Raw genomic sequence first — 22,975 nt, 5'->3', positions numbered from 1 at the left:
GTGTTCAGGGGCATTTCTCTCGATTGTTACCATCTTCGCAACAGTGTTTCTCCTTTCCGGCAAATGACAATTTGTCGCAGGGCTCGCTTTTTTTGATATCTTTGCGCAATTAACCAAATAGTTAACAACTATTTTCAGACTTGCCTTCACTGCTCTTAACCCTCCCCACAAACGTTCATGCGTCAGTAGGATCATGCAACATGACTAAGTCTCGACCTTCGGCATCCGTCAGCCGCTGGCCCATCTGGGTCGTCGCCTTCGGTGTGCTGGTATTTGGATTATTCTTCGCAACCGGTGGTGGCTACCTCGCCACGCTGGGTGGCAGCTGGTACTTCCTGCTCGCCGGTTTCGGTTTGATCGTCTCTGCCGTACTGCTCTTCAAGCAGCGTCTGCAGGGTGCCTGGCTGTTCGCGGCGGTGATGGTGCTGACCGTGATTTGGGCGCTGGCCGATGTCGGACTGAATTTCTGGCCACTGATCTCTCGCTTGTTCGCCCTGGGCGTGCTGAGCCTATTGGTGGCATTGGTCTACCCCCATCTGCGCAAGGCCAATAGCCTGGCCAGCGGCCGCAGTGGCTACGCTCTGAGCGGTGTGCTGGCAGTCGCCATCGTTGCAGGTGGTGCCGGTATGTTCGTACCCCATGCCCCTGTTTCGCCGACCGGTGACGGCCCAGGGCTGACAAAGGTCGAACCTGCCAAGGCGCAGAAAAACTGGGAACACTACGGTAACGACGAAGGCGGCGGCCGCTTCGCCGCTCTGGACCAGATCAACCGTAGCAACGTCTCGAAGCTGGTGCCGGCATGGACCTACAATACCGGGGACATCGCGATCAGCGACGGCAATGGCGCCGAAGATCAGATGACACCGTTGCAGGTTGGCGACAAGGTGTTCATCTGCACCCCGCACAACAACCTCATCGCACTGGATGCCGACACCGGTAAACAGCTGTGGAAAAACGAGATCAACGCCAAGACCCGTGTTTGGCAGCGTTGCCGCGGTATCGCCTACTTCGACGCTACCGCTGCGCTCGCCCAGCCTGCTGACGGCAGCACACCTGTCAAACCCGTGTCGATACCGGCCGGCGCCAACTGCCAGCGCCGTTTGCTGACCAACACCATCGATGCGCGCCTGATCGCAGTGGACGCCGACACAGGGGAGTTTTGCCAGGGCTTCGGTAACAACGGCCAGGTTGATCTGAAAGCCGGTCTCGGCGACGTCCCTGACTCCTATTACCAGCTGTCATCGGCACCGCTGATGGCCGGGACCACCGTGGTTGTCGGCGGCCGTGTCGCCGACAACGTCCAGACCGACATGCCAGGTGGCGTGATCCGTGGTTTCGACGTCGTCACCGGCGAGATGCGCTGGGCATTCGACCCGGGCAACCCCGAAGACAAGCAGGCTCCGGCGGCCGGCAGCACCTACGTGCGCAGCACGCCCAACAGCTGGGCACCGATGTCCTACGACCCGGCGATGAACACCGTGTTCTTGCCGATGGGCAGTTCGTCCACCGACATCTACGGAGTGGAACGTACGGCACTGAACCACAAGTACGGTGCTTCCGTTCTTGCACTGAACGCAACAACCGGCGAAGAAAAGTGGGTCTACCAAACCGTCCACAACGACCTGTGGGACTTCGACCTGCCCATGCAGCCAAGCCTGATCGACTTCACCAAAGCCGACGGCAGCAAGGTGCCCGCCGTAGTGATCGGCACTAAAGCCGGCCAGATCTTCGTGCTTGACCGCGCCACCGGCAAGCCGCTGACCAAGGTTGAAGAGGTTCCGGTCAAAACCTCGAACATCCCGAACGAACCTTACTCGCTGACTCAGCCGAAATCGGTGGGCATGCCAGCGATCGGCGCGCAAACCCTGACCGAGTCAGACATGTGGGGGGCAACGCCGTTCGATCAACTGCTCTGCCGTATCTCGTTCAAGAAAATGCGTTATGACGGGCTGTACACCGCACCAGGCACCGATATCTCGCTGAGCTTCCCGGGCTCGCTGGGAGGGATGAACTGGGGCGGTATCTCGACTGACCCGGTACACGGTTTTATCTTCGTCAACGACATGCGTCTGGGCCTGTGGATCCAGATGATTGCGGCGCAGAAAGATGCCAAAACCTCTTCCGGTGGTGAGGCACTGAACACCGGCATGGGCGCGGTACCGCTCAAAGGCACCCCGTATGCAGTGAACAAGAACCGCTTCCTGTCGGTTGCCGGCATCCCTTGCCAGGCACCGCCTTTTGGCACACTGACCGCGATCGACATGAAAACCCAGAAAGTCGCATGGCAAGTGCCGGTCGGCACCGTCCAGGACACTGGCCCATTGGGTATCAAGATGCATCTGCCGTTGCCGATCGGCATGCCGACGTTGGGTGGTACGCTTTCCACCCAGGGCGGCCTGGTGTTCATCGCCGGTACACAGGACTACTACCTGCGCGCCTTCAACTCCGCCAACGGACAAGAGGCCTGGAAAGCCCGGCTACCCGTGGGCAGCCAGGGTGGCCCGATGACGTATGTGTCGCCGAAAACAGGCAAGCAGTACATTGTCATCACCGCGGGTGGTGCGCGTCAGTCACCCGATCGCGGCGATTATGTGATCGCTTACGCGCTGCCTGATAGCAAGTAACCCGTAACAACAAAAAGCCGCTGCCGCCCTGTGAGGGTGGCAGCGGCTTTTTGTTGTCTGCACGCTTGGCCCGTTGAACTCGCTGGCTCGGCGCGAAGCGGGTTTTAAAAATCGAAGAACACCGTTTCACCCTCCCCCTGAATACGTATGTCGAAACGATAAGCCGCCTTGCCATCCACCTCGCAACGCTGCGCTATCAGCGTTTCGCGACGCTGCGGTTGCTCGATCAGATTAAGCACCGGGCACGTCGCGTTGGCTTGTGGCTCATCGGCAAAGTACAGCCGGGTTTGCAGGTGAATATTGATCCCGCGGGCAAACAGCGACACATTGATGTGCGGCGCCATCGGCACCCCGGCGGCATTGTTCACCACGCCCGGCTTGATGGTATTGAGTGTCCACTCCCCCGCATCGAAGGTGGTGGCGGTTCGGCCGAAGCTGTTGAAGGTTTTTTCCGAGTCGAAGACCGGGTCGTAGACACCTTCATGATTGGCCTGCCAAAACTCCAGAAACGAGTCTCGCACCAGGTGACCGTTGCCGTCATAGACATGACCGATCAGCAGAATCTGTTCGCCCTCGGCACCCGGCTTGGCCATCTGATTCCAGATTTCTTCCGGCCGTGTCGGGTTGCCGGCAGCCTCTAGGGCCAGACCGATATGCACATAGGGGCCGGCCGTTTGCGAAGGGGTTTCGGGTAGCAGTTCGATAGGCATGGACGGACTCCTCAGCAGTTTTCGAAGTGGGTCTTGCGCTGGCCGCGCAGCACGATATCGAAACGATAGGCCAGGCAATCCATCGGATTGGCATTACCCATGTCGAGCCGGGCGATCAGGCTCTGTACCGCCTCTGGATTGGCGATCGACTTGACGATCGGGCACATCGGGATCAGTGGATCGCCTTCGAAATACAGCTGGGTGATCAGGCGCGTGGCGATCGATGGCCCGCTGATGGAGAAATGGATGTGCGCCGGGCGCCAGTCATTCGGACCGTTGCGCCAAGGATACGGACCGGGTTTCACGGTGCGGAAGCTGTAGTAGCCGTCACGGTCGGTCAGAGCCCGGCCGACACCACCGAAATTCGGGTCCAGTGGTGCCAGGTAGCGATCATTCTTGTGCCGGTAGCGACCACCGGCGTTGGCCTGCCACATCTCCACCAGGGTATGCGGGATGGGCTTGCCATATTGATCACAGACCCGGCCGGAAACGATGATCCTCTCGCCCACCGGCAGCCCACCATTATTGAAGTTGAGTAGCAGGTCGTTATCGAACCGCCCCATCTTCAGGTGAGAGAAATCCGGGCCGCTGGTTTCGCTGGCCGACTGGGGGATGCTCACCAAGGCTTGGCGTGGAGAACGGGCGACAGAGGTTTTGTAATCAGGGGTCAGGGCTTTGGGGTGCCAATTACGGTCACGAATAACGAAACGACTGCTGTCTGCATCAGACATGTCGATCTCCTGTTGTTTGATTTATGGAGCACTACCTGCGCAGTTTCAAACAACAGAAGGCTGGGGAATATTGAAAAGCCACCCTCAATACATAACCAAATGGTTATGGATAAGACCCTTCGCGATACGCCTGCCCTACCTCGCGCAGCACCTCGACGCACCACTGGGCCGCCAGTGACAACGGCAAGCTGGCGTTACTGGAAATCCCCACCGAACCACCCGGTTCGCGCTGCCCCAGGTTGATCTCAAGCAGTTCGCCGCTTGCCAGATCCAGGCGCACGGCATCCAGAGGCGCGATCCAGATCGCCTCGCTGGACAACACATAACGACGGCTCAGGGTCACGGACAAGGTTTCCAGACGCTGCCGCGACTGGCTGATGCCGCATTGCACGAACAGGCTGTCGGCATATTTGCGAATCGTCGTCCCTGCCAGCGGCAGCACCAGCGGGAAATCTTCCAGGGCGCTACGCTCCAGTGGCTCGGCCAGCAAGGGATGACCGGGACGCACCACCAACGTCATGGATTCACTGTACAGATGCTCGAAGGTCAGCCCCTGAATCTCCGGGCTATCGGTCATACGGCCGACCACCAGGTCCACATCGCCCACCCGCAACTGCGACAACAAATAGGCGCTTGGCCCGGTCACCACACTCACCACCAGCGCCGAATGGCGCTCGTGCAAGCGCCGTACAACCTCAGGCACCAGCAAACTTTCCACTGTCGACAACACGCCGAGTCGAACCGTGCCTGCCGCATATTCGCCACCGCGCAAGGTGTTCACCCCATCGCGCAGCGCCTGCACCGAAGGCCCGGCATAACGCAAAAAGGCAACCCCGGCTTCGGTCAGGTTCACACCACTTTTACTGCGTATAAACAGACTTGCCGCCAGCAGCTCCTCCAGCTCCTTGAGCGTCTTCGACATCGCTGGCTGACTCACCGCCAACACATCCGCCGCCCGCGCCAGACTGCCCTGACGAGCCATTTCGAGAAAGCACACGAGGTGACGGAATTTGATGCGGGTGTCGATGTTCACTACGGAGCCCCGTGAGGTTGCCTCATTGGTATCGAAACGTTTGCAGGCAATCTTAGCGTGCGCTCAATTTCCTGGTGATCGGATGGTGGCAATGGACTTTTTTGACTTGCTCGGAGGGGATGTCAAATACAGGACATTGCGTCAATCAGGGCTTGATGTTCTTCAATTTATTGAGCAGTTCCAGCAACTGCTCAAGCGACTCCGCGCCGAACTGCTCCTGAATCTTCAAGTAGTTGCTTTCCATCCCCGCACTCATGTCGACGAAACACTGCTGCCCCTGCTCGGTCAGGGCGATGAATACCCGGCGCTGATCTTCGGACGACTTCCTGCGCCGGACGATACCGTCGCGCTCCAGCCGGGACAGCACGCCGGTCATGCTCGGTTTGAGGATGCATGCCAGATTAGCCAGTTGATGGCTTTCCAGTTCGCCGTGCTGACGCAAGATACGGATCACCCGCCATTGCTGTTCAGTCAGATCATGTTCGTTGAGCAACGGCCGGAAAAATGCCATGGCTGCTTCGCGGGCCTGCAACAAGGTGAGCGTAAGGGACGGTCTGGGGGTCGGCATGGTTCACGCGGAAAAAGAGGTCGAAGCGTCAAAGCTTAGAGTCGGCACAGAGTGCATGCAACATCCCCTCTGCAGCACATCATTAACTTATAAACAAATCAATGATCTCAGATAAAAAATAATCGCCACCACCCCCTATTTCTCCTGAAAAAACTGAAAAAAACGCTACGCAAATAATAGATAAGATGTTAACTATATGACACCCCTTACCGAATAGGGGGTGATACCTACAAAAACAACAAAAGGACCCCCCTCATGCATTCGTGCCTCCTTCGCACGGCGGCAAGCGTTGCCCTGTGCGCCGCGTTTTGCCCGTTTAGCGCTCACGCTGATTTTGTCCAGGACAGTAAAGCCAGTTTGGACCTGCGCAATTTCTACATGAACCGAGACTTTCGTCAGAGCAACGCACCACAGAACAAGGCCGAAGAGTGGGCTCAGGGTTTTGTATTACGCCTGGAGTCGGGCTACACCGACGGCATGGTCGGTTTCGGGGTCGATGCCTTGGGCGAACTCGGGGTGAAACTTGACTCCAGTCGCGATCGTCGAGGCACCGGCTTGCTGCCCTTTGGCGCCAGCCAGCAACCAGAGGACAGCTACAGCGAATTGGGCCTGACCGCCAAGCTGCGAACATCGAAGACCGTGCTCAAACTCGGCACCCTACAGCCGCAACTGCCCGTGGCCGCCTATAACGACACCCGACTGCTGCCCTCAACCTACAGCGGTGAGCTGGTCACCTCCCAGGAAGTCGACGGCCTGACCCTGAATCTGGGCCGCCTGGAAAAGCAGAACCTACGAGACTCCTCCAGCAATGACGAGATGAGTTACGCCGGTGTGCAAAGCAGCCATCTCGATCTGGCCGGTGGCACCTACGCGATCAATCCACACCTGGCAGCGACCTATTATTACGCCCGGATGCAGGACATCTACAGCCAGCACTTCATCGGTCTGGTGCATGAATTGCCCTTGGCAGAAGGTGTGAATCTGCGCAGCGATTTGCGCTATTTCGATACTCGCGAACAAGGCAACCATGAATTGCGCAGTCCATCCAGGGTCGATGGCGGCAAGATCGACAACCGTTTTTTCAACGGCATGGTAAGCCTGTCGATGGGTGCCCATAAATTCGGCCTGGGGTACCAGAATCTCTCCGGAGACGGCGACTTCGCCTTTCCGGGCCTGGACCCATATTCAGTAAACCTGGTGACCATCAACGTCTTCACCAAGGCCGAGACCGACGCCTGGCAGGCGCGTTACGACTACAACTTCGCGGCCCTGGGCCTGCCTGGGCTGACCTTCATGACTCGCTATGTCGACGGCTCTCATGTGCAAACCTCCACCGTGCGTAACGGTCGGGAATGGGAGCGTGACACCGACCTGGTTTACACGGTGCAGAGTGGTCCGCTGAAGAACGTCAATGTGCGGCTACGCAACGCCACTCTTCGCTCAAGCAACGGCCTGACCAGCGATATAGACGAAAACCGGATCATCATCGGCTACAGCCTGGCCTTGTGGTGAGCCGCCCATGAAAAGTGCAATCGGTTCCCTGTAAAAGCCATTTTTCAGGGCACCGGCTGCGACCATTATTGCTCGACAGACACTCGACGCCTATCGAGAAGCAAACATGGCTACCTCAGCGCAAACCCGACTGCCGCAGGCGGTACTCCCCAGGAGTCACCAGCGCATAACGCTGGAAAAACCGACTGAAATAGGCCGGGTCCTTGAAGCCCAGCTGGTAGCAGATTTCATTGGCCGAACTGCCAGTGAACAACAACAGACGCTTGGCCTCCTGCATCAGCCGTTCAAGGATCAAACGTTTGGACGGCAGGTCGGCAATGCGCCGGCAGACATCATTGAGCCGTGCCTCGGTAACACCAATGCCATCGGCATAGCGCGACAGCGGCCAGTGCTGCAGGTAATGGTCTTCGATCAATTCGTTGAAGCGGTGGAAGATCCGCAAGTCTTCATGGCGTGCCGGGCGGGCTTCCAGGGAATTGGCGCACAGCCTGAGCAGGCTGATCACGATCAATCGCGTCAGGCTCTCCAAGGCCGCCCCCCGCCCTGGCTTGTCGCCGTTGATCTCGTTGCACAGTTCCTCGAACAGAAACTCCAGTCTCCTGACCTCGGGCTGGAACTGTGGTGCCAGCCCCGCCAATGCCACGCAAGCCGCTGGCAACTGCGAGCCCGGCGCCAGACTCGGATCGGCATCGATCAACTGCCAGACCAGTTGCTGGCGCACCGTCAACACATGCCCGTCGGCGTCCGCTTCGGTGACGAAGGAATGGGCCACCGTCGGTGGCGTGAGGAAAAACATCGGTCCCGACTCGAGGTATTGCTGGTCATCCAGATAGACCCGCACCGCACCGCTCTTCACGTAATGCACCTGGAAGAACCGGTCGTGTCGGTGCACGGGCATATTGCGGCCGAAGAACTCAGCCAGATTGCCGAGTTTGTCGTAGTGCACTTCGGCATCGCTGTAACGCTGGTCGTAGACCTGACCGATGTTGATATTGGGGATCGGCTGACGATCGATCATCGCTCGGTTCTCTTTCTTGTTTGCGTGTTGGCAGTGCAAGGACTTTCATCCTGCGCCGGTTTGCGGCGGTTAACCACTGCCAGCGCATTTTGCCACGCTTGACGATTGTTAACATATTAATTATAACGTTAACAGGTTAACGAATATTTCGCGAAGCAGTCACTGCTCCGCCATTGCCAGGAGAAAAAGCATGAGCCGTGCCCTGCATGATGTTGCGAACGGCACCCTGTTCGGCGTTGCGCTGAACTATCAAGGGTTGCTGAACCAACGTATCGCCGAATTCGGGCAAGCGCCTTACCAGAAACCGCCGGTTAAACCGGTGCTGTTCATCAAGACGCCCAACACCCGCAATGGCCATGACCGCGCGGTGATTCATCCGCAAGGTGAACGCCTGCAACCGGGGCCTGCACTGGGTGTGGTGATCGGTAAGAGCGCCAGCCGGGTCAGCATCGAGAATGCGCTGGAACATGTGGCCGGCTACACCATCGTCAATGAGTTCAGCCTGCCGGAAGACAGCTACTACCGCCCGGCGGTGAAAGCCAAGTGTCGTGACGGCTTCTGCTCGCTGGGCCCGGAATTGGTGGGCCGTGACCAGCTCGCCGATCCGCATCAGTTGAGTCTGAAACTGTTCGTCAACGGTGAACTGCGCCAGGAAAACTCCACGGCCAACTTTGTCCGCAGCATTCCCCAGTTGATCGCCGAAATCAGCGAATTCATGACCCTCCACGAAGGCGATGTGCTGATCACAGGCACCCCTGAAGGCCGTGTCGATGTCCAGCCCGGTGACACCGTCGAAGTCGAAATCAGCGGCCTGGGCCGCCTCGTCAACCACATCGTGGCCGAGTAACAGGAGCTTCCATGAAACACGCCCGTATCCGCTTTGAAGGTGAAGTCCACCTCGTCCATGTCGAAGAGCACAACGCCGTGCGCCTGGCCGACGGCCGCCTGCTGGCCGAAGAACAAGTGCAATGGCTGCCACCGGCCACCGGCAGCATGTTCGCCCTGGGCCTGAACTACGCCGACCACGCCGCCGAGTTGGCCTTCAAGCCGCCCACCGAGCCCCTGGCGTTCATCAAGTCCCCGGGCACCTACACCGGCCATAACCAGGCTACATGGCGCCCGGACAACGTCGCCTATATGCACTACGAGTGCGAACTGGTCGCCGTCATCGGCAAGCCCGCGCGTAACGTCAAGCGTGAAGACGCCCTCCAGTACCTGGCCGGCTACACGGTGTGCAACGACTACGCGATCCGTGACTACCTGGAAAATTACTACCGGCCCAACCTGCGGGTGAAGAACCGCGATGCCACGACGCCGGTCGGTCCGTGGATCGTCGACGTCGCCGACGTGCCGGACCCGAGCAACCTGAAACTGCGCACCTGGATCAACGGTGAGTTACGTCAGGAAGGCTCGACCTCCGACATGATTTTCGACATCCCTTACCTGATCGAATACCTGTCCAGCTTCATGACCTTGCAGCCCGGCGACATGATCGCTACGGGCACGCCGGAAGGTCTGGCCGATGTGGTTCCCGGCGATGAAGTGATTGTGGAAGTGGAAGGCGTGGGTCGCCTGGTTAATCGAATTGTTAGCGAAGCGGAATTTTTCTCCGCCCGTAAAGAGGCTTGAGCAGCATGATCAAACACTGGATCAACGGCCGTGAGGTCGAAAGCAAAGACGTTTTCGTCAACTACAACCCGGCCACCGGCGAAGCCATCGGTGAAGTCGCCAGCGGCGGCGCCGAAGAAGTCGCTCAGGCCGTAGCCGCGGCCAAGGAAGCCTTCCCCAAGTGGGCTAATACGCCAGCCAAGGAACGTGCCCGACTGATGCGCAAGCTCGGTGAGCTGATCGAGCAGAATGTCCCGCGTCTGGCCGATTTGGAAACGCTGGACACGGGCCTGCCGATCCATCAGACCAAAAATGTGTTGATCCCCCGCGCTTCGCACAACTTCGATTTCTTCGCCGAAGTCTGCACCCGCATGGACGGTCACTCTTACCCCGTCGACGACCAGATGCTCAACTACACCCTGTATCAGCCGGTGGGTGTTTGCGGTCTGGTGTCACCGTGGAACGTGCCGTTCATGACTGCCACCTGGAAAACCGCGCCGTGCCTGGCACTGGGCAATACTGCGGTGCTGAAGATGTCCGAGCTGTCCCCACTGACGGCCAACGAACTCGGTCGTCTGGCTGTTGAGGCCGGCATTCCCAATGGCGTGCTCAACGTCATCCAGGGTTACGGCGCCACCGCCGGTGACGCGCTGGTTCGGCACCCGGATGTGCGCGCAATTTCGTTCACCGGAGGTACCGCCACCGGCAAGAAAATCATGCAGACCGCCGGCCTCAAAAAATACTCCATGGAACTCGGCGGCAAGTCACCGGTGCTGATCTTTGAAGATGCGGACCTGGAGCGCGCCCTCGACGCCGCACTGTTCACCATCTTCTCGCTGAACGGCGAACGCTGCACCGCTGGTAGCCGGATCTTCATTCAGGAAAGCGTTTACCCTCAGTTCGTCGCCGAGTTTGCTGCCCGCGCCAAACGCTTGATCGTCGGCGATCCACAGGACCCGAAGACTCAGGTCGGCTCGATGATCACTCAGGCCCACTACGACAAGGTCACTGGCTACATCAAGATCGGCATCGAGGAAGGCGCCACCCTCCTCGCCGGTGGTCTGGAACGTCCGGCCAACTTGCCGGCGCACCTGAGTAAAGGCCAGTTCATTCAGCCGACGGTGTTCGCCGACGTGAACAACAAGATGCGTATCGCCCAGGAAGAGATCTTCGGTCCGGTGGTGTGCCTGATTCCGTTCAAGGACGAAGCCGAGGCCCTGCAACTGGCCAACGATACCGAGTATGGCCTGGCGTCTTACATCTGGACCCAGGACATCGGCAAGGCCCATCGCCTGGCCTACGGCATCGAAGCCGGCATGGTGTTCATCAACAGTCAGAACGTGCGGGACTTGCGTCAGCCGTTCGGTGGTGTGAAAGGTTCCGGTACCGGACGCGAAGGCGGCCAGTACAGCTTTGAGGTGTTCGCCGAAATCAAGAACATCTGCATTTCCATGGGCAGTCATCACATCCCGCGTTGGGGTCTCTGAACAGCCGATGGTCGCTGCTGAAGGCAGCGATGGGCCGCGCATCGGCTCATCGCAGCCTTCACTGGCCACCAGATTGAATCGAATAACAACAATTTCAGGAGAATCATCATGGGCGAAGTCGTCCTGGCCGCGAAAATCTGCCATGTACCCTCGATGTACCTGTCGGAACTGCCCGGCAAGCATCACGGTTGTCGCGAGGCGGCAATTGCCGGACACAAGGAAATCGGCCGTCGCGCCCGCGAGCTCGGTGCCGACACCGCCGTGGTGTTCGACGTGCACTGGTTGGTCAACAGCGGCTATCACGTCAACTGCGGCGAGCATTTCAAGGGCATCTACACCAGCAACGAACTGCCGCACTTCATCAAGAACATGGAGTACGAGTACCCGGGTTGCCCAGCGTTGGGCGAGCTGATCGCCACCGAGGCCAATCAGGCCGGAGTGCGCACCATGGCCCATAACATCCCGAGCCTGGAGTTGGAATACGGCACTCTGGTACCTATGCGCTACATGCACATGGGCGTCCCGGACGAGCAGAAGTTTGACGTGATCTCCATCGCCGCCTGGTGCGCCTGGCATCGCCTGGAAGACAGCTTCGCCTTCGGCGCCGCCGTGCGCCGGGCCATCGAGAAGAGCGACCGCAAGGTGCTGGTACTGGCCTCCGGCTCGCTGTCCCACCGTTTCTCCGACGACCGTGAAGCCGAAGCCAACATTCACAACTGGACCCGTGAATTCGACAAGCAGATGGACCTGCACGTGGTAGAGATGTGGAAGCAAGGTCGCTTCAAGGAGTTCTGCGCAATGCTCCCGGACTACGCCGAGCATTGCTTCGGCGAAGGCAAGATGCACGACACCGCGATGCTCCTTGGACTGCTGGGCGGGCCTGAATACAACAAGCCAGCCGAGATCATCACCCCGCCGTTCGGCAGTTCCGGCACCGGCCAGATCAACGCCATTTTCCCTCTCTGAGGTACCAGACAGGAACTGGCGTAGCAGCTGTCGAGCGGAGCGAGGCGGCGTCCGAGGACGTAGTCCTCGTAAAACCGGTGCTCTCGATTTACCTGAAACACAGAGGTGTATGGGGTTACGACTGCTTCGCAGCCGGACGCTGCCTCGCTCCGCTCGACAGCTGCTACGCGATGCGAAACATCAACGTTACGGGAGACTCACATGCCGCATTTCATCGCCGAATACACCGACAACATCGAACAGCAGGCGGACTTGCCCGCGCTATTCGAAAAGGTCCACGCCGTCCTGGGAGACAGCGGCGTGTTCCCCCTGGGCGGCATCCGCAGTCGTGGCGTGCGCCTGGACACCTGGCGCATGGCGGATGGCAAGCACGATTACGCCTTCGTCCATATGACCCTCAAGGTCGGTCACGGACGAGATCTGCCGACCCGGCAGACAGTCGCACAAACACTGTTCAACGTAATCACCGAGCACTTCGCCGAGCTGCAGTCGCAACGCTTGCTGGCGCTGTCGTTCGAGATGATCGAGCTGCACCCCGAACTGAATTTCAAGCAGAACAACGTGCATGCCTTCTTGAAGAACCAGGCGGGCTGATTCACGCCCTCCTTCCGCCAACGGCCACTCAAACAAAAAGTACAACATCATGAGCACAGCCAATACCGCTGACAGCATCACCCTTGCCGAGCACGATCGAACCCACAGCACCGTTACCTGGCGCCTGATGCCATTGCTGTTGATCTGTTACCTGTTCGCCCATCTGGACCGGATCAACATCGGCTTCGCCAAGATGCAGATGAGTACCGACCTGCACTTCAGCGACACCGTCTACGGCTTCGGAGCCGGACTGTTCTTCATTGCCTACGCGCTGTTCGGGGTACCGAGCAACATGGCCCTTGACCGGGTCGGACCACGGCGTTGGATCGCCAGCCTGATGGTGGTCTGGGGCGTACTTTCTGCCAGCATGTTGTGGGTCGAAAGCTCCAGCGGTTTCTATGTCCTGCGCTTTCTGCTGGGCGTAGCCGAAGCTGGCTTCTTTCCCGGGATCCTGGTGTTCCTCAATCGCTGGTACCCGGCCCGGCGCCGGGCTCAAGTCACCGCGCTGTTTGCCATTGCCGTGCCGATGGCCGGAGTCATCGGCGGACCGCTGTCCGGGGCGATTCTGGAAAACCTCCATGACTTCGGTGGACTGCGCGGCTGGCAGTGGATGTTCCTGATCGAAGGAGCGCCGGTGGTCTTGCTGGGCCTGGTGGTGCTCAAGTGTTTGCCGGATAACTTCGAAGTCGTGAAGTGGCTGAACCCGGCGCAGAAACAGCAACTGCGCGCGCAACTGAGCAGCGAAGAACAGCGTAAATCCATCACCTCCTTCGGTGGGATTGTGCGCGACCCGCAGGTCTGGCTGCTGGTGGCGATCTATTTTGCGGTGATGCTGGCGGTCAACACCCTGGCCTTCTGGATGCCAACACTGATCCACGGCGCGGGAATTGGCAGCGACGGCAAGGTAGGCCTGCTCAGTGCAGTGCCCTATCTGGCCGGTTGTTTCTTCATGATCGGCTGCGGACGCTCGTCGGACCGTAACCGCGAACGCCGCTGGCACCTGTGTGTGCCGCTACTGATGGCCGCCGCCGGTATCGCAGTGGCGGGCCTGGCGCCGGGCAACCCGCTGTTGGTGATGGGCGGCTTGACCGTCGCTGGCATGGGTGCCAGCGCCGCGTTGCCGATGTTCTGGCAACTGCCTCCGGCCTTTCTCTCCAACTGCACACAAGCCGCCGGCATTGCCCTGATCAGCTCGTTCGGCAGCATCGCCTCGTTCCTCGCGCCTTACCTGATCGGCTGGATGCGCGACACCACTCAGAGCGCCAGCCTGGCCCTGTATGTCCTGGCGCTGTTAATCGCTCTCGGCGGCTTCCTGGTGCTGCGCACCAATGCGGCCATCGTCAATCCACAATAAGAGATCTTCGTCATGCTCGATCAACAGCAAATCCTTCACGCCGCCGCACAACTGGATCGGGCTGAACGCTCCAGGGAGCAGGTCCGGCAATTTTCCCTCGATCACCCGGCTATCACCATCGAAGACGCGTATGCCATCCAGCGCGCCTGGGTCGCCCAGAAAATCAAGGACGGGCGCAAACTGGTCGGGCACAAGATCGGTCTGACCTCGCGGGCCATGCAAGTGTCCTCGAACATCACCGAGCCGGACTTTGGTGCCTTGCTCGATGACATGTTCTTCGACGAGGGCACGGACATTCCGTTCGAGCGCTTCATCGTGCCGCGGGTGGAAGTGGAGCTGGCGTTCATCCTTGGCAAGCCGCTCAAAGGTCCGAACTGCACGATCTTCGACGTGCTCGACGCCACTGAATGGGTGATCCCGGCGCTGGAAATCATCGATGCGCGAATTCAGCAAATCGACCCGCAGACCAAGGCGACACGCAAGGTGTTCGACACCATTTCCGACAACGCCGCCAACGCTGGCGTGGTCATGGGCGGTCGTGCCGTGCGGCCGACCGAGATCGACCTGCGCAAGGTGCCTGCGGTGCTCTACCGCAACGGCGTGATCGAGGAGTCCGGGGTGTCGGCCGCCGTGCTCAATCATCCGGCCAAAGGCGTGGCCTGGCTGGCGAACAAACTGGCCGCCTACGACGTCACCCTGGAAGCGGGCCAAATCATTCTCGGCGGCTCCTTCACCCGCCCGGTGGCGGCCAACCCCGGTGATACCTTCCATGTCGATTACGACATGCTGGGTTCCATCTCCTGCCGCTTTGTTTGATCCCTGGAGGACTGTTCCATGGACATGCCCATCAACCGTTTCAAGCAACGCCTCAAAAGCGGCGAAGCTCAGATAGGCCTCTGGCTCGGTCTGGCCGACGCCTACTGTGCCGAGCTGGCAGCCAATGCCGGTTTCGATTGGCTGCTGATCGACGGCGAACATGCACCCAATGATCTTCGCGGGTTGCTCGGCCAGCTTCAGGCAGTGGCGCCCTACCCCAGTCATCCGGTGATACGCCCGGTGATCGGCGATATCGCACTGATTAAGCAGGTGTTGGATATCGGCGCCCAGACCCTGCTGGTGCCGATGGTTGAAAGTGCCGAACAGGCACGGGAACTGGTGCGTGCGATTCACTATCCGCCCCAGGGCATACGCGGTGTCGGCAGTGCGCTGGCCCGTGCGTCACGCTGGAACAGCATTCCCGGTTACCTCGACAAAGCGGATGAACAAATGTGCCTGCTGGTACAGATCGAAAACCGCGAAGGCCTGGTCAACCTGGATGCCATTGCGGCGGTCGAGGGCGTGGACGGGGTGTTTATCGGCCCGGCGGATTTGAGCGCGTCCATGGGCCATCGCGGCAATCCGGGGCATCCCGAGGTGCAGGCGGCCATCGAGGACGCCATCGTGCGGATTCAGAAGGCCGGCAAGGCCGCAGGCATTCTCAGCGCCGACGAGACACTCGCCCGGCGCTATATCGAGTTGGGCGCGGCATTCGTTGCCGTGGGTGTCGACACCACCGTGCTGATGCGTGGCCTGCAAACCCTCGCCGGCAAATTCAAAGATGCTCCGGTGCCCACCAGCTCCGGCGGCGTGTACTGATTTTTCGAGAAGCCCGATGAAACTTAACGATTTGAAACTGCTGCGCGAGCAGGCTTACATCAATGGCCAATGGGTCGACGCCGATGACGGTTCACGCTTCGCGGTGACCAACCCGGCGGATGGCGAAGTCATCGCCCAAATCAGCTCCCTCGGCCAAGCCGAAACCGCCCGCGCCATCGCCGCGGCCCAAGCTGCCCTGCCCGCTTGGCGCGGCAAAACCGCCAAGGATCGCAGCAAGGTATTGCGCACATGGTTCGAGCTGATCATGGCCCATCAGGAAGATTTGGCTCGCCTGCTCAGTTGGGAACAAGGCAAACCGCTGGCCGAGAGTCGTGGCGAAGTTGCCTATGGCGCGAGCTTTATCGAGTGGTTCGCCGAAGAGGCCAAGCGGGTCTACGGCGATGTGATTCCTCATGACAAGCAAGGTCGGCGGCTGGTGGTGATCAAACAAGCCATCGGGGTGGTGGCGGCCATCACACCGTGGAATTTTCCCAATGCGATGATCACCCGCAAGGTCGGTCCGGCGTTGGCCGCCGGTTGCACCGTGGTGCTTAAACCGGCTTCAGAAACCCCATTGTCGGCTTTGGCCCTGGCTGAACTCGGCGAACGCGCCGGCATTCCGGCGGGTGTGCTGAACGTCGTCACCGGCACCCGCTCCCGGGAAATCGGTGCAGAGCTGACGGGTAACCCGGCAGTGCAAAAACTCTCGTTCACCGGCTCCACCGGCATCGGCAAATTGCTGATGGCCCAGTGTGCGCAAACCATCAAGAAAGTCAGCCTGGAACTGGGCGGTAACGCGCCGTTTATCATCTTCGAAGACGCCGACCTGGATGCCGCCGTGGAAGGTGCGATCGGCTCGAAATTCCGCAACAGCGGCCAGACCTGTGTCTGTACCAACCGCTTGCTGGTACAAAACAGTGTCTATGACGAGTTCGCCCGCCGCCTGGTGCTGGCGGTCAACACCCTCAAGGTCGCCCGGGCAGAAACCGAAGGCGCGCAACAAGGGCCGCTGATCAACGCCAAGGCGGTGGCCAAGGTCGAGGAACACATCAACGACGCACTGGCCCAGGGCGCGACGCTGCTGGCCGGCGGCAAACCCCACGCACTGGGCGGCAACTTCTTCGAGCCCACGGTGCTCGGCGACGTCACCCCGGTCATGCTGGTGGCCCGGGATGAGACCTTCGGCCCGCTGGCACCGCTGTTCCGTTTCGACACCGAAGCCGAGGCAATCGCCATGGCCAACGATACCGAGTTCGGTCTGGCGTCCTATGTCTACACCCGCGACCTGGGCCGGGCCTGGCGCGTCAGCGAGGCGCTGGAGTACGGCATGGTCGGAGTCAACGAAGGACTGATCTCCACCGAAGTGGCGCCGTTCGGCGGGATAAAGCAGTCAGGGTTGGGCCGCGAAGGTTCCAAGTATGGGATCGATGATTACATCGAGCAGAAGTACATGTGCCTGAGCATCAAATAATCTCTGTACAACGCGTCATTCGATTTCGCGAGCAAGCTCGCTCGCGAAATCGCTCCGATATTGTCAGCGCTTGATGGTCTTCAACTCGTTGAGCAGCCCGAGCAACGTCTGCAACTTCTCCTCTCCCAACTGTGCCTGCAACCGTTGGTAGTTCTCTTCCATGCACTGGCTCATGGACTCAAAGCACGCCTCGCCCTTTTCGGCCAGGGTCACCAGCACCCGTCGCTGGTCCTGCTCGGCCTTGCGCCGATGGACCATGCCGGCCGCCTCCATGCGCACCAGCACACCGGTCATGCTCGGTTTGAGGATGCACGCCAGTTCCGCCAGCCGGTAGATTTCCAGCTCGCCGTGCTGACTGAGAATGCGGATAACCCGCCACTGTTGTTCAGTCAACCCGTGCTGGTTGAGCGAGGGACGAAAAAAACTCATGGCTGCTTCACGTGCTTGCAGCAGGGTCAAGGTCAGGGATTGCCGGGGTTTGAGCATCGGAGTCAGGATCACGGTTGATTTAGTTAATAATTTAACGAAACTCTATCATCCTGTCCTCCCGAACGCGCCATAACTTCTTATCGCAAAGGCCTTCTGGCGCGCTGAATCAAAAATCCCGGCATAGAGAATCAAGACATCCACCGAGCCAAGGCTCTTAATAGGAGTCATCCGGTACAGAGCTAATCAAAGGCCCTGCGTTGAGTTTTTCTTCACTTTTTCAGGCTGCGCCATGATCAATATCGAAACGCCCACCTATTACACGGCCACCAAAAAATACAATCTCAGCTTCCCGACCCTGGAACAGGATGTGGAAGCCGACGTTGTGGTCATTGGCGGTGGTTTCTCCGGCATCAATACCGCGCTTGAGCTCGCCGAAAAAGGCATCACCAACATCGTTGTGCTGGAGGCGCGTTACCTGGGTTTCGGTGGCACCGGGCGCAATGGAGGGCAGATCATGGCCGGCATCGGTCACGACCTGGAGAAGATCAAGAAGGACGTGGGTGAGGACGGTCTGCGCCAGGTCTTCGAGATCAGCGACCTGGGCGCGGACATCATCAAGGACCGCATCGCCAAGTACAACATCGATGCCGACTTCTGCCACGGCTACGGCTACATGGGCTTCAATGCTCGCCAGGAAAAGACCCTGCGCGCCTGGGAAAAAGACTTCAAATCGATCAACAGCAAACACGAGATTCGCTTTCTCGGTGGTTCGGACGTCAAGCAAATCATCGGCTCCGATGCCTACAGCAGCGCATTGCTGCACATGGGCGGCGGTCACGTCCATTCGTTGAACCTGCTACTCGGTGAAGCCAAGGCACTGGTTGGGCACGGCGTGCGGATTTTCGAGAACAGTCCAGCGCTGGAAGTCAGCTATGGCGAGCGCATCACCGTGCGCACCGGCCGTGGTTCAGTAAAGGCCAGCAAGCTTCTGTGGGCCTGCGACAGTTTCCTCAACAAGCTGGAACCTGAGCTGCACCGCTCGACCATAAACACTTACGCTTTCCAGATGATGACCGAGCCACTGTCGGACGAGTTGATCAACCGCATCAGCCCGATTCGCGGCGCCTACAGCGACATTCGTCCGGTGATCGACTACTACCGCGTCACCAACGAAAACCGTCTGTTGTTCGGTGCGGCCACACCGCTGGTCGAGCACATTCCCCTGGACCTGAAAGCCTGGAACCGCAACCTGATGCTGAAGATTTTCCCGTACCTCAAGGACGTGAAAATCGATCTGGCCTGGGGCGGTCCGATGGCCTGCAGCCCGAATCTGTTCCCGCAGATCGGCACCCTGCCCGGTCGCAGCAACGCCTTCTTCGTTCAGGGCTATTCGGGCTTCGGCGTCACCCCCAGCCACATCATCTGCAAGGTGCTGGCCGAAGGCATGAGTGAAGGCTCGGCGCGCTATGACCTGGTCAGCTCGATCCACCGCCCTACCATCCTTGGCAAAGATGCGTTTCGCCCACTGTTGCTGACCGCCGGCAAGTCCTGGCACCAGCTGTCAGGTTATTGGAACGGGCGTCGGTAACTGCCAAGGCGCTCTTCCCTTTTCTGTTTTTTTACTCATCAGGAGCAACTGCCATGACCCTTACCACCCTCAAGAAAGACATCCAGCTGTCCGAACTGGACGCCTGGGGCTCCGTTGCCGACCTCGGCTCGGAAATCCTCGAAGGCGAAGTCAAAGCCTTCGGCAAAATGACTTTCGGCGCACCGACCGACCCGGTCAGCAGTGCCTATTTCGGCACCACCCAGGGCAAGTTCCGCATGGTCTATCCGTTCGCCGAACAAGCTACGGTGGTTACCGGCGAAGTGGTCCTGACCAACGAATCCACCGGCCAGAGTGCTCGCTACAAGGCCGGCGACAGCTGGTTCGTGACCAAAGGCACTCCCGTGCTGTGGGAAGTGGTCAGCGAAAGTTTCGTCAAACACTACTTCGCTGTCGCTTGACCGATTCGGGTTGCCGGCGAACAGCCGGTAGCCCCTTGGCGAGGTACCGAACATGAATGCCCTCCCCACCCAGGAAATCGCCGGCCATTGCCTGCAAGCTTTCACTCAACTTGTACCTGCCAGTCAGGCGGCGTTCTACTGTGTCGACCGGCAACTGCAAGCCCGTGACTTCCGGCTGCATTGCATGAGCGATGAGATGCATCGCGACTATCTGGACAACTACCGTCGGTTCGACCCTTTGCAACCGCGAAATTGCCTGTCCAGCGGGCGAGCCGTGGTGCCTCTGGGTTTTGCCATGGCCCGACAGCCGACACGGGACAGTCGGCGCTATCGGGACTTTCTGCAGCGCTATGGCATTGTCGATGTGGTGGAAATCCTCGCCCATCGCGCCGGCCAGCCTCAGGCCGCGATCTCGATGTTACGCACCGCCGAACAAGGCGCCTTCACCACCGACCAACTGGCCCAGCTCAATGCCTTGCAGTCCCTGCTGCAACTCGCCGTCGCGAACATACAGCCCTGCGAAGATCCGCTGACCGGCCTGACGCCCAAGGAGCGGCAGATCGCGTTGTTACTGCGCCAGGGCGCCAGCAACAAGCAACTGGCCCTGGAACTGAAAGTCGGTCTGCCGACCATCAAGACCCACCTGATCAACCTGTTTCGCAAGACCGGCGTCAGCAGCCGCACCGAGCTGGTCGGAACCCTGTTTCTCCAGCTCTGATTTTTTAGCCCGGCTCAACCATCCGGTTGATAGGCGAGCTTGTTTGCGAACCGCATGCTCCAGATTGTTATTTCACTCAACTGGAGCATTGCAATGACAACATCATCCGACTGGATCACCGTTGGCGCCCTGGCCGACGGCTTCGCCCCCGAAGCCTTCATCCTGCCGAACCTGGCCGACCTGAACGGCAAGGCCTTCACGCTGAACTTCGCCAATGGCTGGCAGATCGAACATCGTTTCGACACCGAAGCCCTATCCTGGACCGCTGCCGATGGGCACTCCACAGGCACTGCAAACTATCGAGCCACCTCAGTGCGTCCAGGTCTGTACCTGGTGGACTTCATCAAGCACGAAGGTGGTCAAGCCTGGTCGATCAGCCTGGTGCTCGACACCGTTAGCGCTGCATTCACCGCCGTGATCGGCCGCATGCCGACCCAGGATCAAACCCGTGAAGGCCTCTACAGCCGTGCGCTGGCGGGCAAGCACCTGACCTCGGTCGAAGTCGAGTTTTTGCATGGCAGCCTTGATCGTCCGTGGCAGGAAGGCCAATGCCCTCACGCACCGACCAGCGAACTGACCGGCCTGCGCAACCTGTATCGCTACAGCCCAAGTGAAGTCTACGAACACATCTACCTCAACGATCAGTTCTATTCCTGGCAGTGCCTCAAGGGCGTCGAGCAAGGCCTGTGCGACACCGACCGCTGCCACTACTACAAGATCGCCGATCAGCTGTACCTGTTCGTCTGGCGCGAGAAGATCATCCCGACCCTCGGCCTGGTGCTGATCGACCTGCAACAGCACCGCAGCGACGGCAAGATCTTCGGTTATGCCGGGTCGTCCTTCGATGAACTGTCAAACTTTCCGATCAGCTCTTACTGCCAGGTTCTCAACCGGACGGAGTATCCCAATGCCTGAGCCACGTACCGTTGCAATCACCGGTGCCGGGACGGGCATCGGTGCTGCCTGTGCCCGGCTGTACGCAGCCGAAGGCGTCAATCTGGTGTTGATCGGCCGCCGCCGCGAGCCCCTGGAGCAAATTGCCCGGGAAACCGGCGGGCTGGCTTTGGTCGGCGATGCCGCCTGCCCGGACACCTGGGAAGGATTCGTGGCGCAGATTCGTCAGCGCTACGGGCGCCTTGATGTACTACTGGCCTGTGCCGGCGGCCTTGGCCTGGGCAGCGCCACCGACACCAGCCCGCAGACCTGGGAAGCGGCGTTGCGCAGCAACCTGGACAGTGCCTTCTACAGTGCCCGGGCCTGCCTGCCTCTGCTGCTGGAAAGTACCGGCAACATCGTGCTGATCGGGTCCATTGCCTCACTGGCGGCGGGCCCCGAAGTCTGCGGCTACACCACCGCCAAGCATGCGCTGCTCGGCCTCAATCGTTCGCTGGCCAGAGATTACGGCCCGCGCGGTGTACGAGTGAACGCCGTCTGCCCCGGCTGGGTGCGCACGCCCATGGCCGATCAGGAGATGCAGCCGCTGATGGACTTTTATGACGAAACGCTGCAGCAAGCCTATGACCGGGTCTGCGCCGACGTGCCGTTGCGACGACCGGCCAGCGCCGAGGAAATTGCCAGGGTTTGCCGCTTCCTGGCCTCTAGCGAGGCGTCGATTATCACGGGCGCAACCGTGGTGGCCGACGGCGGCTCGAGCATCGTCGATGTGCCGACCCTGGCCTACACCCACATGGAGCAAACTCATGTCTGAAGGCTGCGCTTTCAAAGATCTTGATTTCAGCGGAAAAACCGTCCTGGTAACCGGCGGAGCACAAGGCATTGGGCGGGCGATCGTCGAAGCTTTCGCCGTGCGAGGTGCTCATGTGGTAATCGCCGACCTTCAACTGCCGCTGGCCCAGTCGCTGGCTGTCGAATTGTCCGCGCAATCGTGTCAGGTTGAAGCCGTGTGCGTCGACCTGGCCGAATCCAGGGCGGTGTTCGAACTGATTCAGGCGCTTGAACAGCGTTTGGGGCAACTGGACGTTCTCGTGCACAACGCCGGGTATTTTCCGCTGACACCGTTCGCCGAGATTACCCCTTCCATTCTCGACCGAACTCTGGCGGTCAACCTCTCGGCGCTGTTCTGGCTGACCCAGGCGGCCTTGCCGATGTTCCGCCGTCAGGGTCAGGGTTGCGTGCTGGTGACTTCATCGGTCACCGGCCCACGAGTAGCCTACCCGGGGCTGAGCCATTACGCGGCGTCAAAAGCCGGGGTCAACGGTTTCATCCGCAACGCGGCACTGGAACTGGCCGGACACAACGTGCGGGTCAATGGCGTCGAGCCGGGCATGATCGCGACGCCAGCCATGGGCAATCTGGGGGACGACCAACTGAACGAAAATATCGCCAGTCGAGTGCCCCTGGGACGGCTTGGCAAGGCGGCGGATATTGCCGGAGCCATGCTGTTTCTAGCATCGGATCTGGCAACTTACATCACCGGACAGACGCTGGTGGTCGATGGCGGCTCGACCTTGCCAGAGGTTTGATATAGCGTTTTTTCATGCTGAAAGGGG

At 59.6% G+C, this 22,975-nt stretch carries 23 protein-coding genes; 17 read left to right on the top strand and 6 right to left on the bottom strand.

Annotation, left to right across the window (positions count from 1 at the left end; all coding sequences use genetic code 11):
* Positions 1-200 precede the first annotated feature (200 nt).
* Positions 201-2,624: a glucose/quinate/shikimate family membrane-bound PQQ-dependent dehydrogenase gene (locus AC1RL4_RS02160; RefSeq protein WP_230172206.1), complete on the top strand. Its 2,424-nt coding sequence runs from the start codon at positions 201-203 to the stop codon at positions 2,622-2,624.
* A gap of 104 nt (positions 2,625-2,728) precedes the next feature.
* Here the strand turns inward: AC1RL4_RS02160 and pcaG are convergent, their stop codons facing one another.
* The 4 genes from pcaG to hpaR (AC1RL4_RS02140) all read right to left on the bottom strand — a co-directional run bounded on the left by pcaG (position 2,729) and on the right by hpaR (AC1RL4_RS02140) (position 5,666).
* The gene (pcaG, locus tag AC1RL4_RS02155; RefSeq protein ID WP_018927931.1) at positions 2,729-3,334 is read right to left on the bottom strand and encodes a protocatechuate 3,4-dioxygenase subunit alpha; all 606 of its coding nucleotides are present in this window, start codon (positions 3,332-3,334) and stop codon (positions 2,729-2,731) included.
* Positions 3,335-3,345: 11 nt separating this feature from the next.
* A complete protein-coding gene (pcaH, locus tag AC1RL4_RS02150; protein ID WP_018927930.1) occupies positions 3,346-4,065 on the bottom strand; it encodes a protocatechuate 3,4-dioxygenase subunit beta in 720 nt (239 codons plus the stop codon).
* 103 nt (positions 4,066-4,168) lie between these two features.
* On the bottom strand, positions 4,169-5,098 hold the full coding sequence (gene pcaQ / locus AC1RL4_RS02145) for a pca operon transcription factor PcaQ (protein ID WP_086945685.1): 930 nt from the start codon (positions 5,096-5,098) through the stop codon (positions 4,169-4,171).
* A 145-nt stretch (positions 5,099-5,243) separates the two neighbouring features.
* On the bottom strand, positions 5,244-5,666 hold the full coding sequence (gene hpaR / locus AC1RL4_RS02140; protein WP_026286558.1) for a homoprotocatechuate degradation operon regulator HpaR: 423 nt from the start codon (positions 5,664-5,666) through the stop codon (positions 5,244-5,246).
* A 255-nt stretch (positions 5,667-5,921) separates the two neighbouring features.
* Here hpaR (AC1RL4_RS02140) and AC1RL4_RS02135 point away from each other — a divergent pair, with 255 nt between their 5' ends.
* Positions 5,922-7,178 (top strand): OprD family porin, encoded by a 1,257-nt coding sequence (locus tag AC1RL4_RS02135; protein ID WP_230172205.1) that lies wholly within the window; start codon positions 5,922-5,924, stop codon positions 7,176-7,178.
* Between the two features lie 115 nt (positions 7,179-7,293).
* On the opposite strand, the gene hpaA is transcribed toward AC1RL4_RS02135, so the two are convergent.
* Positions 7,294-8,196 carry a 4-hydroxyphenylacetate catabolism regulatory protein HpaA gene (gene hpaA / locus AC1RL4_RS02130; RefSeq protein ID WP_018927925.1) on the bottom strand — a complete coding sequence of 301 codons (903 nt, stop codon included), beginning with the start codon at positions 8,194-8,196 and terminating at the stop codon, positions 7,294-7,296.
* Between the two features lie 190 nt (positions 8,197-8,386).
* On the opposite strand from hpaA, the gene AC1RL4_RS02125 reads away from it, so the two are divergent.
* From AC1RL4_RS02125 to AC1RL4_RS02085, 9 genes are all read left to right on the top strand, one after another.
* Positions 8,387-9,043 (top strand): fumarylacetoacetate hydrolase family protein, encoded by a 657-nt coding sequence (locus tag AC1RL4_RS02125; RefSeq protein WP_028940811.1) that lies wholly within the window; start codon positions 8,387-8,389, stop codon positions 9,041-9,043.
* Positions 9,044-9,054: 11 nt separating this feature from the next.
* Positions 9,055-9,825, top strand: coding sequence for a fumarylacetoacetate hydrolase family protein (locus AC1RL4_RS02120; RefSeq protein WP_018927923.1), 771 nt, complete (start codon positions 9,055-9,057; stop codon positions 9,823-9,825).
* 5 nt (positions 9,826-9,830) lie between these two features.
* Positions 9,831-11,291, top strand: a complete 1,461-nt coding sequence (gene hpaE / locus AC1RL4_RS02115; RefSeq protein ID WP_028940812.1) for a 5-carboxymethyl-2-hydroxymuconate semialdehyde dehydrogenase — start codon at positions 9,831-9,833, stop codon at positions 11,289-11,291.
* Positions 11,292-11,399: 108 nt separating this feature from the next.
* Positions 11,400-12,257 carry a 3,4-dihydroxyphenylacetate 2,3-dioxygenase gene (gene hpaD / locus AC1RL4_RS02110; RefSeq protein WP_111454936.1) on the top strand — a complete coding sequence of 286 codons (858 nt, stop codon included), beginning with the start codon at positions 11,400-11,402 and terminating at the stop codon, positions 12,255-12,257.
* A 201-nt stretch (positions 12,258-12,458) separates the two neighbouring features.
* Positions 12,459-12,851, top strand: coding sequence for a tautomerase family protein (locus AC1RL4_RS02105; RefSeq protein ID WP_111454935.1), 393 nt, complete (start codon positions 12,459-12,461; stop codon positions 12,849-12,851).
* 49 nt (positions 12,852-12,900) lie between these two features.
* Positions 12,901-14,205, top strand: coding sequence for an MFS transporter (locus AC1RL4_RS02100; RefSeq protein ID WP_018927919.1), 1,305 nt, complete (start codon positions 12,901-12,903; stop codon positions 14,203-14,205).
* 12 nt (positions 14,206-14,217) lie between these two features.
* On the top strand, positions 14,218-15,021 hold the full coding sequence (gene hpaH / locus AC1RL4_RS02095) for a 2-oxo-hept-4-ene-1,7-dioate hydratase (protein WP_018927918.1): 804 nt from the start codon (positions 14,218-14,220) through the stop codon (positions 15,019-15,021).
* 18 nt (positions 15,022-15,039) lie between these two features.
* Positions 15,040-15,840: a 4-hydroxy-2-oxoheptanedioate aldolase gene (hpaI, locus tag AC1RL4_RS02090; RefSeq protein ID WP_018927917.1), complete on the top strand. Its 801-nt coding sequence runs from the start codon at positions 15,040-15,042 to the stop codon at positions 15,838-15,840.
* 16 nt (positions 15,841-15,856) lie between these two features.
* Positions 15,857-17,311, top strand: a complete 1,455-nt coding sequence (locus AC1RL4_RS02085) for an NAD-dependent succinate-semialdehyde dehydrogenase (protein ID WP_096480351.1) — start codon at positions 15,857-15,859, stop codon at positions 17,309-17,311.
* A gap of 63 nt (positions 17,312-17,374) precedes the next feature.
* Here AC1RL4_RS02085 and hpaR (AC1RL4_RS02080) read toward each other — a convergent pair whose 3' ends face one another.
* Positions 17,375-17,797 carry a homoprotocatechuate degradation operon regulator HpaR gene (hpaR, locus tag AC1RL4_RS02080; RefSeq protein WP_064621252.1) on the bottom strand — a complete coding sequence of 141 codons (423 nt, stop codon included), beginning with the start codon at positions 17,795-17,797 and terminating at the stop codon, positions 17,375-17,377.
* A gap of 232 nt (positions 17,798-18,029) precedes the next feature.
* Between hpaR (AC1RL4_RS02080) and AC1RL4_RS02075 the strand changes: the two genes are divergently transcribed.
* The 6 genes from AC1RL4_RS02075 (at position 18,030) to AC1RL4_RS02050 (ending at position 22,948) form a co-directional block, all read left to right on the top strand.
* Positions 18,030-19,328: an NAD(P)/FAD-dependent oxidoreductase gene (locus AC1RL4_RS02075; RefSeq protein WP_018927914.1), complete on the top strand. Its 1,299-nt coding sequence runs from the start codon at positions 18,030-18,032 to the stop codon at positions 19,326-19,328.
* A 53-nt stretch (positions 19,329-19,381) separates the two neighbouring features.
* Complete coding sequence (locus tag AC1RL4_RS02070) at positions 19,382-19,747, top strand: cupin domain-containing protein (RefSeq protein ID WP_018927913.1); 366 nt, start codon at positions 19,382-19,384, stop codon at positions 19,745-19,747.
* Between the two features lie 52 nt (positions 19,748-19,799).
* Positions 19,800-20,465 carry a helix-turn-helix transcriptional regulator gene (locus AC1RL4_RS02065; RefSeq protein WP_018927912.1) on the top strand — a complete coding sequence of 222 codons (666 nt, stop codon included), beginning with the start codon at positions 19,800-19,802 and terminating at the stop codon, positions 20,463-20,465.
* Between the two features lie 93 nt (positions 20,466-20,558).
* On the top strand, positions 20,559-21,380 hold the full coding sequence (locus AC1RL4_RS02060) for a molybdenum cofactor biosynthesis F family protein (protein ID WP_028940816.1): 822 nt from the start codon (positions 20,559-20,561) through the stop codon (positions 21,378-21,380).
* Complete coding sequence (locus AC1RL4_RS02055) at positions 21,373-22,173, top strand: SDR family NAD(P)-dependent oxidoreductase (RefSeq protein WP_096480352.1); 801 nt, start codon at positions 21,373-21,375, stop codon at positions 22,171-22,173. Before AC1RL4_RS02060 ends, AC1RL4_RS02055 begins: the two co-directional genes overlap by 8 nt.
* Positions 22,166-22,948, top strand: a complete 783-nt coding sequence (locus AC1RL4_RS02050; RefSeq protein WP_028940817.1) for an SDR family oxidoreductase — start codon at positions 22,166-22,168, stop codon at positions 22,946-22,948. The genes AC1RL4_RS02055 and AC1RL4_RS02050 overlap by 8 nt, the downstream gene beginning before the upstream one ends.
* Positions 22,949-22,975: the final 27 nt, after the last annotated feature.

It is taken from the genome of Pseudomonas sp. GW822-FHT07A10 (assembly GCF_058798795.1).
This window is presented reverse-complemented; position numbering and strand designations above follow the sequence as displayed.